Here is a 15,529-nt window from a genome sequence, read left to right on the forward strand (position 1 = left end):
CTTTCCGGAAGGAGTGAGGATTGGACGAAAGAATGATAACCGACCCGCAGGCTTCCCCGGAAGAGCTTAGATCTGAATCGACTCTGAGGCCGAAGACTCTTGATGAGTTTATCGGTCAGAAGAAGCTCAAGGAGAACCTCTCCATATTCATACAGGCCGCCTGCAAGAGAGAGGAACACCTCGATCACGTCCTTCTCTATGGTCCCCCCGGGTTGGGCAAGACTACTCTTGCGAATATCATTGCCAGAGAACTTGGTGTAAATATCAGGATCTCCTCCGGACCTGTCTTTCAATCCCCCGCGGAACTCCTGGGAATACTGACTCAGCTCGAGGCCCGCGACGTACTTTTCATCGACGAGATACACAGGCTCGGACGGGTGGTCGAGGAGCATATCTATCCCGCGATGGAGGAGTTTCGTTGTGAACTGATAGTGGACAAGGGTCCCCATGCCAGACATTATTCACTTCCCCTCGAGCCGTTCACCCTCATCGGCGCGACGACCAGGGCCGGTATGATCACGCCACCGATGCGCAGCCGTTTCGGTGTTGTGATGAGGCTTGATTTCTATTCTACCGAGGACATGCTTAAGATAGTTAAACGTTCCGCGGGCCTTCTAGATGTCGAAATTGATGAGGATGGCGCTATAGAGATTTCCAGACGTTCACGCGGGACTCCGAGAATAGCTAACAGGCTTCTACGTCGCGTAAGGGATTTCGCCCAGATCAAGGGTGAGGGACATATCGACAGGGAAATGGCCGATTATGCTCTGGGTATGCTCGACGTCGATTTCAAGGGGCTTAACGAGATGGACAGGCGGATCCTGTCGACGATTATTGAGAAGTTCTCGGGAGGTCCTGTAGGTATAGGCTCTCTTGCCGTAGCCGTGGCAGAAGAGGGGGAGACGATCGAGGATGTCTATGAACCGTTTCTTATCCAGGAAGGGCTGTTACAACGTACGTCGAGGGGCAGGATGGTCACCGAAGCGGGATACTCGCATATGAATGCAGAACGTGGACCTGTCGACCCGAAGCAGGGCAATATCTTCTAGGGCGTACTCGCCGATTGGAATAATCATGAAACTTGAAGATTTTAATTATGGACTGCCTGAGGAACTTATCGCACAGCATCCTCTTGCGGAAAGAGATGACAGCAGACTTCTGCTGCTGGACAGGGATTCAGGGACGGTACGGGAAACTGTGTTCGCGAATTTCGCCCGATATTTAAAAGAGGGGGATATCGTCGTCGTCAACGAGACGCGGGTCATTCCTGCCAGACTTCTTGGAGAGAAAGAGACGGGGGCGAAGATCGAGATCTTTCTGACCTTCTCTCTCGGAGATGGATATTGGGAGGCCTTGTGCCGACCGTCTAAACGCCTTTCACCGGGAGACCGGGTCCTGATCGAAGAGTCTGAATATGCTGTCACGATCGAGAAAGAGATCGGGGGCGGGCAGTGGAAAGTATCTCTTCCCACGGGAATACCTGAAAGTCAGTTTATACAAGAATACGGGCATGTGCCTCTTCCTCCGTACATCAAACGTGAGGATGCAGACGAGGACCGCGAGCGTTACCAGACTATTTTTGCCAGGAAAGAAGGTTCCGTAGCGGCGCCGACGGCAGGCCTTCATTTCACAGACAGGGTGATGAGAAATATTGAGCGTAAAGGGGCGGTAGTGATCCCGGTGACTCTGCATGTCGGGCCAGGCACATTTCGTCCTCTGGACAGCGATATAGTGGAGGAGAACCGGCTTCCGCAAGAACACCTGATGGTCAGGGCGGATTTCTGGGACCAGATACGCGGCGCGCGCGCGGATGGCAGGGAGATCATCGCTGTGGGGACCACGGTCACCAGGGCGCTTGAAGCGCTTGCCAGCGGCAGGGTCGACGACAGGACCGAGGTGGATATCGATGGTGTCGAGCATATCCTCGGCGCTACAGACCTGTTCATCTATCCGGGATTCAAGTTCAAGCTGATAGATGCTCTGGTCACAAATTTCCATCTTCCGATGTCCAGTCTCTTTGTCCTTGTATCCGCTTTCGCCGGTCGCGAGGAGATGCTCCGGGTCTACGACTGGGCGGTACAGAGAAAATACAGGTTCTACAGTTACGGCGACGCGATGTTTATCAGATAGTGAGGGGTGGATTGGCTTTCAATTTCGAATTGCTGGCAAAGGACCCTTCCGGCGCCAGGTACGGCAGGATAGAGACCGACCACGGAATGATCGAGACTCCCATCTTCATGCCGGTCGGCACTCAGGGGACAGTAAAGTCTCTCGCGCAGGAAGATCTCAGGGATATAGGGGCGGAGATCATCCTGGCCAACACCTATCATATCCATCTTCGTCCGGGCGAGCAGCTTCTGGCCGAGGCTGGAGGGATACACCGGTTCATGGCATGGGACAGGCCCGTACTGACTGACAGCGGGGGCTACCAGGTATTCAGTCTGGCGGATCTCAACAAGATCACTGACGAAGGCGTGGAATTCAAATCGCATATCGATGGTTCGAAACGTTTTCTTACACCTGAAAGTGTAGTGGATATACAACTCGATATCGGTTCGGATATCATGATGGTCCTTGACCAGTGTGTCGAGTATCCCTGCTCTGAAGAGGATGCCCGGAAAGCCCTGGAAAGGACAACGGACTGGGCGAAAAGAAGCCTCAAAGCTTACGGCCCCAGAATTGTAAGGAACGATTACGAAAGAGTCCTTTTTGCTATTGTGCAGGGTTCGGTCTATCCCGAGTTGAGAGAGAGATCGGCACGTGAACTGGTCGAGCTGGATTTCCCCGGTTACGCTATAGGAGGACTTTCTGTAGGGGAACCCAAGGAAGATCTTTACGGGATGGCTGCTCTCACTGCTTCATTTCTGCCCGAGGACAAGCCACGCTATCTTATGGGAGTGGGTTTCCCCGAGGATATAGTGGAAGCGGTCGCTCGAGGGATCGATATGTTCGATTGTGTCATGCCCACGAGGAACGCCCGGAACGGTACCGTTTTTACCTCAAGGGGCAGGGTCATACTGAAAAACGCCGCCAACACCAGAGATTTCGGCCCACTCGACCCGGATTGTGATTGCCATGTCTGCAAGACCTACAGCAGGGCTTATATGAGGCATCTCTTCATGGCCGGTGAGATGCTCGGGCCAAGACTCGCGACCTATCACAGCCTTTATTTTTACTTGCATCTTGTCCGTCAAATGAGGCAAGTTATCAGGGAAGGAAATTTTACCGAATGGAGGAAAGAGTTTTACGCGAAATACGGAGATCCATTTAAAGAATAATCGACAATAAAGTTGAGGAGGAAAAGTGTATAATATCATGTTTGCATTGAGTGGCGCGGGTCAGAGTGGTGAAGGCGGAAATCCCTTTATGATGTTCGTGCCGATCATCCTGATTTTCGTAGTGTTCTATTTTATTCTGATCAGGCCGCAGCAGAAGAAACAGAAGGCTCACCAGGCGCTTCTCTCGCAGTTGAAAAAGGGTGATAAGGTAGTTACTAACGGCGGACTTTACGGTACCGTCTCAGACGCCAAGGATCATGTCGTGGTCCTGAAGATCGCCGAGAACGTCAAGGTCGAAGTAGTAAAGAGCGCGGTAGCTACAGTGATTGAAAAAAAGGAATAGTGGGGGGGCGGAATAATCGCCCGGCAGAGCTGTTCCGGACAAGATAATAATGTCAACGATGCGTGTTCGAATATATGGGGACCCGGTCCTCAGAAAGAAATCAGAGAAAGTCACGGAATTCGACGATGAGCTCCTGGCGTTTCTCGATGATATGGCTGAGACGATGATTCTTGAAGATGGGGTCGGGTTGGCTGCTCCCCAGGTAGGGGTCTCGAAACAGATAGCCGTGATAAACAGGGAACCCGGTAATCCCGCTTCCCTTATCAAGGTGATCAATCCAGAGATCGTTAATTTCAGTGATGAGAACGAAAATGTGGAGGAGGGTTGCTTGAGCGTGCCAGGAATCCGCGGCAAGGTCGTTCGGCCGACTTCTCTGGAGATGACTTACCAGGATGAAAAGGGAGAGCGGTACGAGTTGAAGACGGATGGGCTCGAGGCCAGGATCATACAGCACGAACTCGATCATCTCAATGGTGTCCTTTTCGTGGACAAGCTGTCACTCGCCAAGAAAGTCCTTATCAAAGGAAAGCTTCGTGAACTCTCCAGGAGAGGTCGAGAGGGGGACTAGATGTCAGGAGTGGTCTTCTTCGGGTCTCCCGAATTCGCAGTACCGGCTCTAAAGGCCCTTATATCCTCTGAATATTCTCCTGGAATGGTAGTGACTCAGCCTGACAGATGCTGTGGAAGGGGGATGTCGTCGAAGCCGACGCCGGTCAGAGAGGTGGCAGAAGCGAACGGGATCGAGGTGGTCTGTGCATCGCGGTTCGGTGAGGGTGATATAATCAATCGGCTCGAATCTGCCGGGGCGGATTTTTTTGTAGTGGTAGCCTTCGGACTTATTTTTCCCAAACGGGTCCTGGGCATTCCGAGCAAGGAATGCATCAATGTACACGCGTCACTTCTTCCAGCCTGGAGAGGCGCCAGCCCGGTAAATATGGCCATCGTGAACGGTGATACCTTCAGCGGCGTCAGCACGATGAGAATGGTAAGAAAACTCGATGCCGGTCCTGTATTCATGCAGGAGGTGCTTCCGATAGATCCGGTCGAAGATGCAGGCTCCCTTTCTATCCGGTTGGCGGATTCGGGTGCGACGCTGCTTGTGAAGACATTGCGGGCCATCGATGACGGAGGATCGATACCTGTCGATCAACCTCAGGAAGGAATCTCCCGTGCCCCGATGCTGAAGAAAGAGGATGGTCTGATACCCTGGGACAAGAATGTGTTTGAAGTACATGATCACATAAGAGGTATGAATCCGTGGCCGGGAAGTTTTACATGGCATAAGGGTAGATACATCAAGGTTCTCAGTGCGCGCCCATGCGGCACTGTCTGTGTCTGCGGCAGACCGGGCGAGATAGCCTGCGCCGGAGAGGATGGCGTGATAGTATCCTGTGGCACCGGTACTCTGAGGATCGAAAGGCTGCAGGTGGAAGGTAAAAAGCCGCTGGCTGCCAGGGAATTTCTGAGAGGGTACAGGCTTGAAGCGGGTGAGTTTCTCGTAGAGGAGAAGTGATGGAGGGAAAAAAGAAAAAGGGATACCATCCAGTAATATTCTACCTGTTCGTATTTGCAGCTGCTTTTATTGTGGGGATCGTCATATTCAACTTTATTGTCCTGCCATTACTTGTCGGGAGGGGCGACATCGCGATCGTTCCACAGATTAAAGGGATGCAGTTTTCGCATGCGGAAGAGGCATGCAGGGAAAAGGAACTTAATCTGATGGTGACCGGTGAGCGTCATTCTGTTGAATTTCCCACTGGTACGGTGATCGAACAGGATCCGGGTTCTGGTGAAAGCCTGAAGGGTAACAGGACCGTGAAGGTCGTTATCAGTTCTGGCCCAAAACTGGAGACTGTGCCGGAGATGTACGGAGAATCGATACGCCAGGCGGAACTGATGCTGGATGCGTCCGGACTGGAAAAGGGCAGGATAGTCAGGATATTCTCGAACGAGGAAGGTCCGAACAGAGTGATCTCAGCGAGTCCGTCTGTTGGTTCCCGGACTCCCGCAGGGTCGGGAGTAGACCTGCTACTTTCGATGACCGGGGAACCCAGGGTGTACATGATGCCCGACCTGAGGGGGAAGGACCTGCTGTTCGTAAGGGAAAGGCTGGAGAGTTGCGGGTTCCACGTTTCGAGGGTTGTAAGCAGGAAAGATATGGATATGTTCCCCAATACGATCCTTTCACAGAATCCGGATCCCGGTCAGGCGATCAAGGAGGGAGGAACAATTGAACTCGTTGTCTCGACGGTTGAGTGAACTGGGTACTGTGGCAGTCGCCCCATCAATGCTGGCGGCCGATTTTACCGATATAAGGGCTGAAATCGAGGCTGTAGAGAAGTCGGGCGCAGATTTTCTCCATCTCGATGTGATGGATGGGAATTTTGTGGAGAATATCACGTTCGGCCCGATGATCGTCGAGGCCATAGCCCGAGTGAGTAAGGTTCCTCTGATAACCCACCTGATGATCAGCGACCCGGGGAAATATGCTCCAGAATTCATAAAAGCGGGGAGCTCTGCGATAAGTATTCATTATGAGGCCGTGGAATCCGGACATCGGGAACTTCTCGAAGAAATCAGGTCCGGGGGATGTCTCGCCGGGCTGGCAGTCAATCCTGATACTTCGATAGCTGAATTCAGGGATCTTCTTGATGGAATCGACCTTCTGCTCGCGATGACTGTGTTCCCGGGCTTCGGAGGTCAGAAGTTCATGCCTGAAGTGATGGGTAAGGTCAGGGAAGCAGTTGCGATCAGGGAGGCTAAAGGTTTAGATTTCGTTATAGAGGTGGATGGAGGGGTCAATCCTTCCTCTGCCGATTCGGTCAGAGAAGCAGGAGGACAGATACTCGTGGCAGGTTCAGCTGTATTCGGTACGGATGATTACTCCGGGGCGATAGCCTCGATCAGGGGTGCCTGAAGAATAGATGCCGGATTGCCCCGGCTCCTTCCTCTATTCCCTTCATCTGTTTTCACTTGCCTGTTATAAGGAATCGTGTTATTTTATGTCATTTCCCGGCAGGAGTGACAAGAGTTGTTCCATGACCTGAACGAAAAATTCGCCCGTGTTTTCAAGGAATTGCGGGGACACGGCAAGGTTCGAGAGAACCATATAGAAAAAGCTATGAAGGAGGTCCGAAGGGCCCTTCTTGAGGCTGACGTAAATTACAAGGTAGTAAAGGGTTTCGTCAGCAGGACGGGTGAGCGGGCAACTGGCAAAAAAGTGCTTGAAAGCCTGAGTCCCGACCAGCAGATTATAAAGATCGTCCACGAGGAGCTTGTTCATGTCCTCGGGGAAGAGCCGTCACCTTTCCGACTTTCAGGTTCGCCGGCCACAGTGATGGTATGTGGACTCCAGGGAGCTGGAAAGACAAGTTTTGTGGCGAAGCTTGCCGTTCATCTGATGAAGAAGGGACGGAATCCTCTGCTTGTGGCAGCGGATGTGTACCGTCCGGCGGCAATAGAACAGTTGAAGGTACTCGGTGGCGAGATAAATGTCCCGGTATTTGCGCCGGGAGCCGATGTGCCGGTGGGCAGGATCGTCTCTGATGCTCTTAAAGAGGCGAAACTGAAGTTGAAGGATACGATCATCATCGATACGGCCGGAAGGCTGCATATCGACCGTGAGATGATGAAGGAACTCAGCGAGATCAAGAGTATCCTCGACCCCGAAGAGATACTACTGGTCCTTGACAGTATGACTGGACAGGAAGCTGTCAATGTGGCCGGGGAGTTTAAGAGTGAGATTGATTTTACAGGCGTCGTCCTGACGAAACTCGATGGCGATACTCGCGGTGGAGCGGCTCTTTCCGTTTCAGCCATAGCGAAAGTGCCTATCAAGTTTGTCTGCGTGGGTGAGAGGCCTTCTGACCTCGAGGTGTTTTACCCTGACAGGATGGCAGGAAGGATCCTGGGAATGGGAGACGTGATGTCTCTCGTGGAAAAAGCCCAGGAGACGATAGATGAAAAGAAGGTTATGGAGCTTGAAAAAAAGCTCCGCAAGGAAGCTTTCACTCTCGAAGACTTTCTTGACCAGCTCCAGCGGCTGAAAAAGATGGGGCCGGTAGATCAGATCCTCGGGATGATACCGGGGATGAAGACGAAAGGCTCTCTCTCGCCTGACGTCGGTGAAAAAGAGATGAAGAGGCTGGAGGCTATCATCCAGTCGATGACCCCGGAAGAGAGGCGTTCTCCGCAGCTCATCGACGGGTCGCGGCGCAAGAGGATAGCCAGGGGTAGTGGAACGAGTGTGCAGGATGTGAACAGGCTCCTCAGCCAGTTTCAACAGATGAGGAAGATGATGAAGAAATTCTCAGGGTTCTCCGGAAAATTACCGATGAACCTGCCGTTTTCCTGAGCAGTAATGTACTAACGACCGATGGAGGTTCAAGTTGGCAGTAAAGATCAGACTGAAGAAAATGGGCGCAAAGAAAAGGCCTTTTTACAGGATCGTCGCGGCGGATGAGAGGTGCCCGCGTGACGGACGTTTTATCGAGATTATAGGCTATTACAATCCGCTTACCGACCCCGCAGATATCAAGGTCGATGAGGACAAGCTTTACAAGTGGCTCGACAACGGGGCAAAGCCTACTGATAACACCAAAGACGTCCTGAAACAGTTGCATCTGATAGAGAAGTGGCAGCTTCTCAAATCGGGCGTGCCTATTGCACAGATCGATGCGACGATCGCAGAGCGCAGGGCAAAACAGCCGAAGCCGAAGGAAAAGGTAAAAGGGAAATTGTCCAAGAAAGCTGTTGCCGCAGCGAAGGTTGCTGAAGAAGCCAAGGTAAAAGAGGCAGAGGAAGCCGCGAAGGCAATAGAGGAAGCCGCGAAGGCAGAAGAGGAAGAAAAGACAAAAGCAGCTGAAGGCGCAGCGGATGAAACGACTCCGGATGCTGGAGAGAATACAGAAGGTGCCGGCGAGGCTGAGACCCCTTCCGGGGAATAACCTGAGGGAGAGGAACGATCCGGTCACTGGCTGCTGAGCGTGGCTGGCGGATGTTCTGAAAGGAAGTCGGATAGATGAACGTGGAAAAGATCAAAAAGATGATCCACCGGATCTGTGAGATGCTTGTCGACAGACCGGATACGATAACGATAATCGAAGAAAGTCGAGACGAGACGACGATTCTGGTCCTCTCGGTAGACAAGGGTGATGTCGGCAAGATCATCGGAAGGAACGGACAGACGGCGAAGGCTCTCAGGGCTCTGGTGAATGCTGCCGCTACCAGAATGGGTGAGCGGGTCCTGCTGGAGATCCGTGAATAAGAGGTTCGGATCGGAGCATGATGACAGCAGAGATAGTCTTGTTGGGCAAGATCGTTAAGACGGTCGGATTGAAAGGCGAAGTAAAACTTTTGCCTGGCCCTGATTTCTGGCCCGGCACACTTGGTGTCGATGGTCTCGGTCTGGTTTCTCCGAAAGGAGTACGCAGGCAGGTCCGAATCGACAGGAAGAGACCGAAGGGTAATACATTTGTCATCAAGCTGTCGGGTGTCGACACTATAGATGAGGCCGAACATTGTGTGGGTAGTACGCTGGAAGTCTCGATGGACCAGATTGACGAAGCTTCTGCGCCGGACAGACTACTTCCTTTCCAGGTAATAGGTGCCGAAGTGAGGCTGCCTGATGGAGAGGTCGTAGGGACCGTGACCGATATGCTTCTTGGTCCAGGGCAGGATTGCCTGATTGTTGAACGGGATGCCGAGCAGTTGATTATACCGAACGTTCCCGAAGTCGTTGTGAATGTCGATATAGAGAAGAAAATAATTGAGATAGATCCTCCCGAAGGGTTACTCGATCTTAGATGGTGAGGAGTCGGTCGCGATGGAGTTTCATTTTCTGACTATATTCCCGGAACTCTTTCCGGGGGTCCTGGAAACGGGAGTCCTGGGGGTAGCGGGCAGGAAAGATGCTGCCAGTTATAACGTGATCAACCTCAGGGATTTTACGAGCGATCCCCACAGGACTGTCGACGATTATCCCTACGGTGGCGGACCGGGCATGGTGATGATGGCTCCTCCGGTGGTAGAGGCTGTTGAGTCGGTAAGGTCTGAAAATGAAAAGGACGAAGTTCCGGTGATAATGCTTTCACCAGCAGGAAAGATCCTGAGGCAGTCAGACGCCAGAAGACTTGCCGAAATGAAAAAGATCGTATTCGTCTGCGGACGTTATAAGGGTGTGGACGAGAGGGTGGAGAGGATGGTAGTGACCGAGATGATCTCGGTGGGCGATTACATAGTGAGCGGAGGGGAACTCCCGGCGCTCATAGTGGCGGACGCGGTCGTACGCCACCTGCCAGGCGTCCTGGGTGACGACAGAAGCAGGGAGACCGATTCGTTCGATATAGAGAGAGAATTCTCCCTGGACGCGGCATACTATACCAGGCCGCCTGAATACAGGGGAGTCGGGATCCCTGAAGTACTGATTTCGGGGAACCACGCGAAGATCGATGAGTGGAGAAGAGAGTCTGGTATGGAGCGGACCGCCAGATTTCGCCCCGATCTTATGGAGCGTTCAAATTAAACGAAACAGGAGGCAGAGATGAACATTCTTGACCAGATATCTGCGAGGCAGGTAAAGGATTCCCCGCCCGATTTCCGGGTAGGAGACACGGTGAAGATCGATGTAAAGGTCGTAGAGGGAAAGAGGGAAAGGATCCAGCTTTTCCAGGGAACGGTCATCCAGCGTAAGGGTGGCGGTATAGGCGAAACATTCACTGTGAGAAAGATCAGTGGTGGCATCGGTGTGGAAAGGGTATTTCCCCTTCATTCACCTCACCTTGCCGATATAAAGGTGATACGACAGGGCAAGGTCCGCAGGGCCAAACTTTTCTACCTGCGTGAGCTCAAGGGCAAGGCTGCCAGGATCAAGGACAAAAGGGATATAAGAAGGTAATGTCCTCCAGGGCCCGGTCGCGTTTCGAGAGACTTGTAGATTTCGATGCAGGATTTATCGGATCTGGTGACGGGATGCTTGCAGGTGTGGACGAAGCGGGGCGGGGAGCGTTAGCCGGGCCTGTAGTCGCCGCGGCAGTCATATGCCGCCCTCATGACGATCTTCTGGAAGTCAGGGACAGCAAGCTTATTTCTGAAAACAGAAGAGAGTTCCTTTTCGATCTCATAAAGGAAAAGTGTCTTGCGTACTCTGTAGGTATTGTGGGTCCTGAGGAGATCGATCGTATCAACATCCTCAGGGCTACAATGATCGCGATGCGGCAGGCTATTCTGGGGTTATCGGTAGACCCGGGGATAGTGCTGGTGGACGGCAGGCAACTGCCCGAGACGATGATAAGGGCCGTGGCAGTGATCAAGGGCGATGGAAAGAGTTTCAGTGTCGCCGCAGCATCGATTATTGCCAAGGTGACCAGAGACAGGATGATGCGGGTGAGTGACGCGGAGTATCCCGGGTACGGATTCGTCAGGAACAAGGGGTACGGGACGAAGGAACATTTCGAGGCGATACACTCACTCGGAAAGGCCGATATTCACAGGAAAAGTTTCAGGACAGGGCAATGGGGATGAGGAGGGAAATGGTGTGGATGGGACTTCAGTGGGAAACTCTGGCGAGAAGATAGCGGAGGAATATCTCAGGCTCTCAGAATTTACAATACTTGAGAAAAACTACAGGGTGGCGGGACTCGAAGTCGACATAATAGCGGTCGATGGGGCCTGCCTTGTTTTTGTCGAGGTTAAGACAAGGCGTACCAGCACTTTCGGTGACGCCGTAGACGCAATTCATCCCGGGAAGATGGTACGGATCAGGAAAGCGGCCAGGCATTATATCTCAACCAACAGGGTTGACAGAAGTTATGAAGAGATACGGTTCGATGTGGTAGCTATCGACCATTCTTCAATGAGAGGTGAAATGCTCCTGAGGCATATAAGGGGAGTTCTATAAAAAGACTTGATTTGAGAAGATATTACATCTATTTTATCTCTAGTGATTTTGAATTATAAGGAGGGTTTCAGGGTGACTCAGAAGAGAAATATTATCTGCCTGGTATTGATGGCTGGTTTAGTGTTTTCCGGATGTACGGTATATGACACTCAGCTCAAGGACATACCAATAGAAATGGAAGATCAGCTCCTGGAAGATTATATCGGCAGGAAAGCCTGGACAAGGACTCTTCTGATCGATATTGGAGCCAACAACGGTATAATCGACCGTGATGTCGAGGTAAGGATCGTATCTCTCGATTTTCACTGGAATGGCGCTGTAGGGGTCAAGGGTCCCAATAACAAGATAATCAGGCACTCGCTGGACCTTCCCCGGCCTATCACCAGGGAATCTTTCGAAGAGAGGCTCAGTCGGGTGCTCTGGTTCAAGAAACCCGATTACAGGTACAGGATGAACCTCAGAGAATTCGGCAAGAGAACGGCCAAAGCCATTTACAACCACGAGTTGTTCAAAGGAATGCCCAAAGCAGCGGCGCTTCACTCATGGGGCTATCCGGATCAGATAAAGACGAACGATATCGGTGGCATGGTCACGGAACAGTGGATCTACATGGATCCAAGGCCGGGGAACAAGAAAAGATACATTTTCGTCGCCGATGGAGACATCGATCGGTGGGAAGAGTAAATATTTAGAAGCCGCGTTGAATATCCTCTGGAGGTCAGCCTCCAGGGGATATTTTTTTACCAGTCAAAACAGGACAGAAAAAGCCCCCGCCAGGACCGTGGAAGCGAATAACTCTGGAGCAAACTCTGTAAGAGTTGAGCCCGCGGATTTTTTCCAAAATAGTTCGCCTCACCAATTTAGCAGGGACTCTAATTACATTATACCCCACTTGCGCCGTTCTGTCAATGCTCGGCCACAATCTAATCGTAAGGGATGGTATATATCTAAATTCAATACCCGGACTCGAAATATTTATACGGTTCAGCCTGTGCTATATCCTCGACCAGGGACTACTATTTTTTCCCGAAGAGCGAGTTTTTGTACCTCTTGTGTGATCTCGAAAAGTACTCTTCGGTCATCTTTACGACCACTCCGGAAAGAACAGCGATAGCTATGAGGTTGGGTATTGCCATCAGCCCGAGCGCGGCGTCACCGAAACCCCAGACGATCTCGAGCGAGAAGACTGCTCCGACGAACTGCATTACGCAGAAGACGACCCTGTAAGGCATTATGGCAGATGGACCGAGCAGGAACTCGATACTTCTGTCACCGTAGTACGACCATGAGATAGCTGTCGAAAGGGCGAAGAGAAAAACAGCTATCGTAACGATATAGTTTCCCCAGTTGCCGAGGGGAGAGAGGCCTTTCTGGAAAGCCCAGGCCGTAAGGGGGGATCCGTTCTGGAGGATCTTTCCTTCGAGTGCAATATCGGCAGGTTGGATCGCATCATCCACCTGGTCGGTGAAGGTGATCTCGGATTCCGCGTCTACAACGGCTTTTCCTGTGAAGGGACGACCTTCATGAACTATAAAGGCTTCCTCTACGACAGAGTGGTTTTTCACGAGGATGACGCCAGTGGGAATCCCTGAGGATATATCGAACTCACCTATATACTGGTCATCGTTCTCTATTCTGCCATTCTCATAAACGACAGCCCCAGTGTGTATGTAACTGATCTCTGATTGTTTTTCGAAGTCTATCGAATCCAGCTTCCTGTCTTTCCATACGCCCACCGTTATGATGACCAGGCCGGTCATCGTGCAGATGAGTAGAGTATCGATATAGGGACCGATCATCGCTACGAGGCCTTCGCGTACAGGTTCGTCCGTTTTGGCCGCTGCGTGCGCGATCGGGGCGCTACCCTGTCCCGCCTCGTTGGAGAAGATGCCTCGCCTCACTCCCCAGAGAAGCATGAACATGAATGAGGAGCCTACAAATCCTCCGACACCGGCCTTTGCCGTGAACGCGCTGCTGACGATGGTAACGAAAGCTGATGGAAGGGCCTTCGCGTTGAGGAATAACACCGTGATCGCTCCCAGGAAGTATACGATCGACATGATCGGCACCAGTCTGCTGGTCACTTTTCCTATCCTCTTGATACCCCCGATGATCACCATACCGACCAGGCTGGCGAGGACGAGTCCAGTCACCCATGTGGGCCAGTTGAAATCGGCACGGAATGAGTCAGCCACCGTAAAGGCCTGCACAGCGTTGCCACTGCCGAAGGAGGATATTACCGCACAGATGGCAAAGGCTACGGCAAGGAATTTCCATTTGCTGCCCATTCCATTTTGTATGTAGTACATCGGGCCGCCTGAGACAGATCCGTCATCATGGATCTTTCTGTATTTCATGCTGAGCGTGCATTCGACGAATTTCGATGCCGTTCCAAGGATGGCCGTCACCCACATCCAGAAAAGGGCCCCCGGCCCACCGTAGTGGATCGCGATGGCTACACCCGAGATGTTTCCGATGCCGATAGTGGCGGAGAGGGCCGATGTAAGCGCCTGAAAGTGATTGATCTCACCTTTGTCTTTTGGATCATCATAATAGCCTGCTATTACAGCCAGGCTGTGGGAGACTTTGCGGAGCTGGATGAACCGCATCCTGAACGTGAGGAATATGCCGGTGCCGAGAAGGAGGACGATAAAATAGGGCATTACCTCGGGCCATTCCCAGATATATTTTACCGCGGTATCGATGATCATCTTGACGTATTCCATAAGACGCTCCCGTTCGGTAAGGGGGCACCAGCCCCGGATTGTTTATCATGCTCCCGATTTTATGAGAAAGAAGAGTACGACCAGGATCAGAATCGGACAGATGTACTTTAAAAGAAAATAGAAGATCGGAGCAACCTTCTCGAATCCCGGAAATCCGCTTAGTATCTCTTTTGTCGATTCGCCGTTCTTCCAGACCCAGCCGACGAATATAGATATGAATAGAGCTCCTACACCCAGCATGACATTGCCGAACAGCCAGTCCATCATGCCGAGGAAACTCTTGTGTATGAAAGGCAGGTCCGCCAGCCAGGGAACCATACCTTCCTGGGACAGAAGGGATGGGAGTCCGACGACAAAAGTCACCACTCCGACAATCCAGACGGTTTTTCTTCTTAACCAGTGTTTCTCGTCTACAAGATAGGCGGTCACTACTTCAAGAAGTGATATAGTCGATGTCAGTGCCGCAATTGAAAGCAGGATGAAGAAGAAGGCTCCAACAATCATTCCTCCGGGTATATCACTGAAGATCTCTGGTAGCACCTTGAATACAAGTCCCGGTCCCTCTGTAGGATCCATATTCTTGGCGAAAATGGCAGGAAGGATAAGCAGCCCCGCCATAAAGGCGATCAGAGTATCGAAGAAGGTCACATAGCAGCCTGAGACGACCAGGTTGTCGTTTTTCTTGATATAGCTGCCGTAAGTGATCATGGCTCCCATGCCAAGGCTCAGTGAGAAGAATGCCTGGCCGAGGGCGGCGTTGAAAGTCTTTCCTGTGATCTTGCTGAAATCGGGTTTGAGATAGAACGAGAGGCCCTTGCCTGCTCCTTCCAGGGTGACCGATCTGATGATCAGGATGATCATCAGGACAAAGAGGACCGGCATAAGGATCCTCGCCCATTTCTCGATTCCTTTCCGTACTCCTCCCTGAACGACGACACAGGTCAATGCGATGAATGCCGCGAAAAGGGGCATGGAGATCATGTAGTTGGATGTGAATGACTCGTAACTGGAAAGATTCCCGGCGATAGTCTTTCCGATATAACCGACCGTGTATCCCGCCAGGACCGAATAGTATGAGAGGATGGCTATTCCCGTGATCACTCCCAGGAAACCGATTATCTTCCATGGGCTGCCCGGGCGAATGGCCTCAAAGGCGCCGACAGGATTCTTGCGGCTGTAACGACCGATCGTCAGCTCGGCTATCATCACGGGAAGTCCCAGCAGCAGGATGCAGATGAGATAAAGAAAGAGAAAGGCTCCTCCGCCATTTTCTCCCGTAACATAC

Annotated in this window: 19 protein-coding genes; 17 read left to right on the top strand and 2 right to left on the bottom strand. The window is 51.9% G+C overall.

Annotated elements, in window-relative coordinates:
* The first annotated feature begins 32 nt into the window (after positions 1-32).
* From ruvB to KOO63_09940, 17 genes are all read left to right on the top strand, one after another.
* Positions 33-1,049 (top strand): Holliday junction branch migration DNA helicase RuvB, encoded by a 1,017-nt coding sequence (gene ruvB, locus KOO63_09860; protein MBU8922109.1) that lies wholly within the window; start codon positions 33-35, stop codon positions 1,047-1,049.
* A 25-nt stretch (positions 1,050-1,074) separates the two neighbouring features.
* A complete protein-coding gene (gene queA / locus KOO63_09865) occupies positions 1,075-2,130 on the top strand; it encodes a tRNA preQ1(34) S-adenosylmethionine ribosyltransferase-isomerase QueA (protein ID MBU8922110.1) in 1,056 nt (351 codons plus the stop codon).
* A gap of 11 nt (positions 2,131-2,141) precedes the next feature.
* The gene (gene tgt, locus KOO63_09870; protein ID MBU8922111.1) at positions 2,142-3,278 is read left to right on the top strand and encodes a tRNA guanosine(34) transglycosylase Tgt; all 1,137 of its coding nucleotides are present in this window, start codon (positions 2,142-2,144) and stop codon (positions 3,276-3,278) included.
* A gap of 25 nt (positions 3,279-3,303) precedes the next feature.
* Entirely contained in the window at positions 3,304-3,621 is a 318-nt protein-coding gene (gene yajC, locus KOO63_09875) for a preprotein translocase subunit YajC (GenBank protein MBU8922112.1), read from the top strand.
* A 58-nt stretch (positions 3,622-3,679) separates the two neighbouring features.
* Entirely contained in the window at positions 3,680-4,189 is a 510-nt protein-coding gene (gene def, locus KOO63_09880) for a peptide deformylase (GenBank protein MBU8922113.1), read from the top strand.
* Positions 4,190-5,134: a methionyl-tRNA formyltransferase gene (fmt, locus tag KOO63_09885; GenBank protein MBU8922114.1), complete on the top strand. Its 945-nt coding sequence runs from the start codon at positions 4,190-4,192 to the stop codon at positions 5,132-5,134.
* Entirely contained in the window at positions 5,134-5,880 is a 747-nt protein-coding gene (locus KOO63_09890; protein MBU8922115.1) for a PASTA domain-containing protein, read from the top strand. Before fmt ends, KOO63_09890 begins: the two co-directional genes overlap by 1 nt.
* Positions 5,852-6,538: a ribulose-phosphate 3-epimerase gene (rpe, locus tag KOO63_09895; protein MBU8922116.1), complete on the top strand. Its 687-nt coding sequence runs from the start codon at positions 5,852-5,854 to the stop codon at positions 6,536-6,538. Before KOO63_09890 ends, rpe begins: the two co-directional genes overlap by 29 nt.
* A gap of 114 nt (positions 6,539-6,652) precedes the next feature.
* Entirely contained in the window at positions 6,653-7,975 is a 1,323-nt protein-coding gene (gene ffh, locus KOO63_09900) for a signal recognition particle protein (GenBank protein ID MBU8922117.1), read from the top strand.
* A 34-nt stretch (positions 7,976-8,009) separates the two neighbouring features.
* Entirely contained in the window at positions 8,010-8,567 is a 558-nt protein-coding gene (gene rpsP / locus KOO63_09905) for a 30S ribosomal protein S16 (protein ID MBU8922118.1), read from the top strand.
* A 74-nt stretch (positions 8,568-8,641) separates the two neighbouring features.
* Positions 8,642-8,887, top strand: coding sequence for a KH domain-containing protein (locus KOO63_09910; protein ID MBU8922119.1), 246 nt, complete (start codon positions 8,642-8,644; stop codon positions 8,885-8,887).
* Between the two features lie 17 nt (positions 8,888-8,904).
* The gene (gene rimM / locus KOO63_09915; GenBank protein MBU8922120.1) at positions 8,905-9,432 is read left to right on the top strand and encodes a ribosome maturation factor RimM; all 528 of its coding nucleotides are present in this window, start codon (positions 8,905-8,907) and stop codon (positions 9,430-9,432) included.
* A gap of 13 nt (positions 9,433-9,445) precedes the next feature.
* Complete coding sequence (gene trmD, locus KOO63_09920; GenBank protein ID MBU8922121.1) at positions 9,446-10,144, top strand: tRNA (guanosine(37)-N1)-methyltransferase TrmD; 699 nt, start codon at positions 9,446-9,448, stop codon at positions 10,142-10,144.
* A gap of 18 nt (positions 10,145-10,162) precedes the next feature.
* Positions 10,163-10,516 (top strand): 50S ribosomal protein L19, encoded by a 354-nt coding sequence (gene rplS / locus KOO63_09925; protein MBU8922122.1) that lies wholly within the window; start codon positions 10,163-10,165, stop codon positions 10,514-10,516.
* Positions 10,516-11,142: a ribonuclease HII gene (locus KOO63_09930; GenBank protein MBU8922123.1), complete on the top strand. Its 627-nt coding sequence runs from the start codon at positions 10,516-10,518 to the stop codon at positions 11,140-11,142. Before rplS ends, KOO63_09930 begins: the two co-directional genes overlap by 1 nt.
* Before the next feature lie 13 nt (positions 11,143-11,155).
* A complete protein-coding gene (locus tag KOO63_09935) occupies positions 11,156-11,518 on the top strand; it encodes a YraN family protein (protein MBU8922124.1) in 363 nt (120 codons plus the stop codon).
* A 72-nt stretch (positions 11,519-11,590) separates the two neighbouring features.
* On the top strand, positions 11,591-12,202 hold the full coding sequence (locus tag KOO63_09940; GenBank protein ID MBU8922125.1) for a hypothetical protein: 612 nt from the start codon (positions 11,591-11,593) through the stop codon (positions 12,200-12,202).
* 332 nt (positions 12,203-12,534) lie between these two features.
* Here the strand turns inward: KOO63_09940 and KOO63_09945 are convergent, their stop codons facing one another.
* Positions 12,535-14,244 carry an alanine:cation symporter family protein gene (locus KOO63_09945; GenBank protein MBU8922126.1) on the bottom strand — a complete coding sequence of 570 codons (1,710 nt, stop codon included), beginning with the start codon at positions 14,242-14,244 and terminating at the stop codon, positions 12,535-12,537.
* Positions 14,245-14,289: 45 nt separating this feature from the next.
* Positions 14,290-15,529 (bottom strand): sodium-dependent transporter (locus KOO63_09950; protein ID MBU8922127.1); only part of this gene is annotated, 1,240 nt, incomplete at its 5' end.

Source organism: Candidatus Latescibacterota bacterium (assembly GCA_019038625.1).
Taxonomy (GTDB): Bacteria; Krumholzibacteriota; Krumholzibacteriia; order Krumholzibacteriales; family Krumholzibacteriaceae; genus JAGLYV01.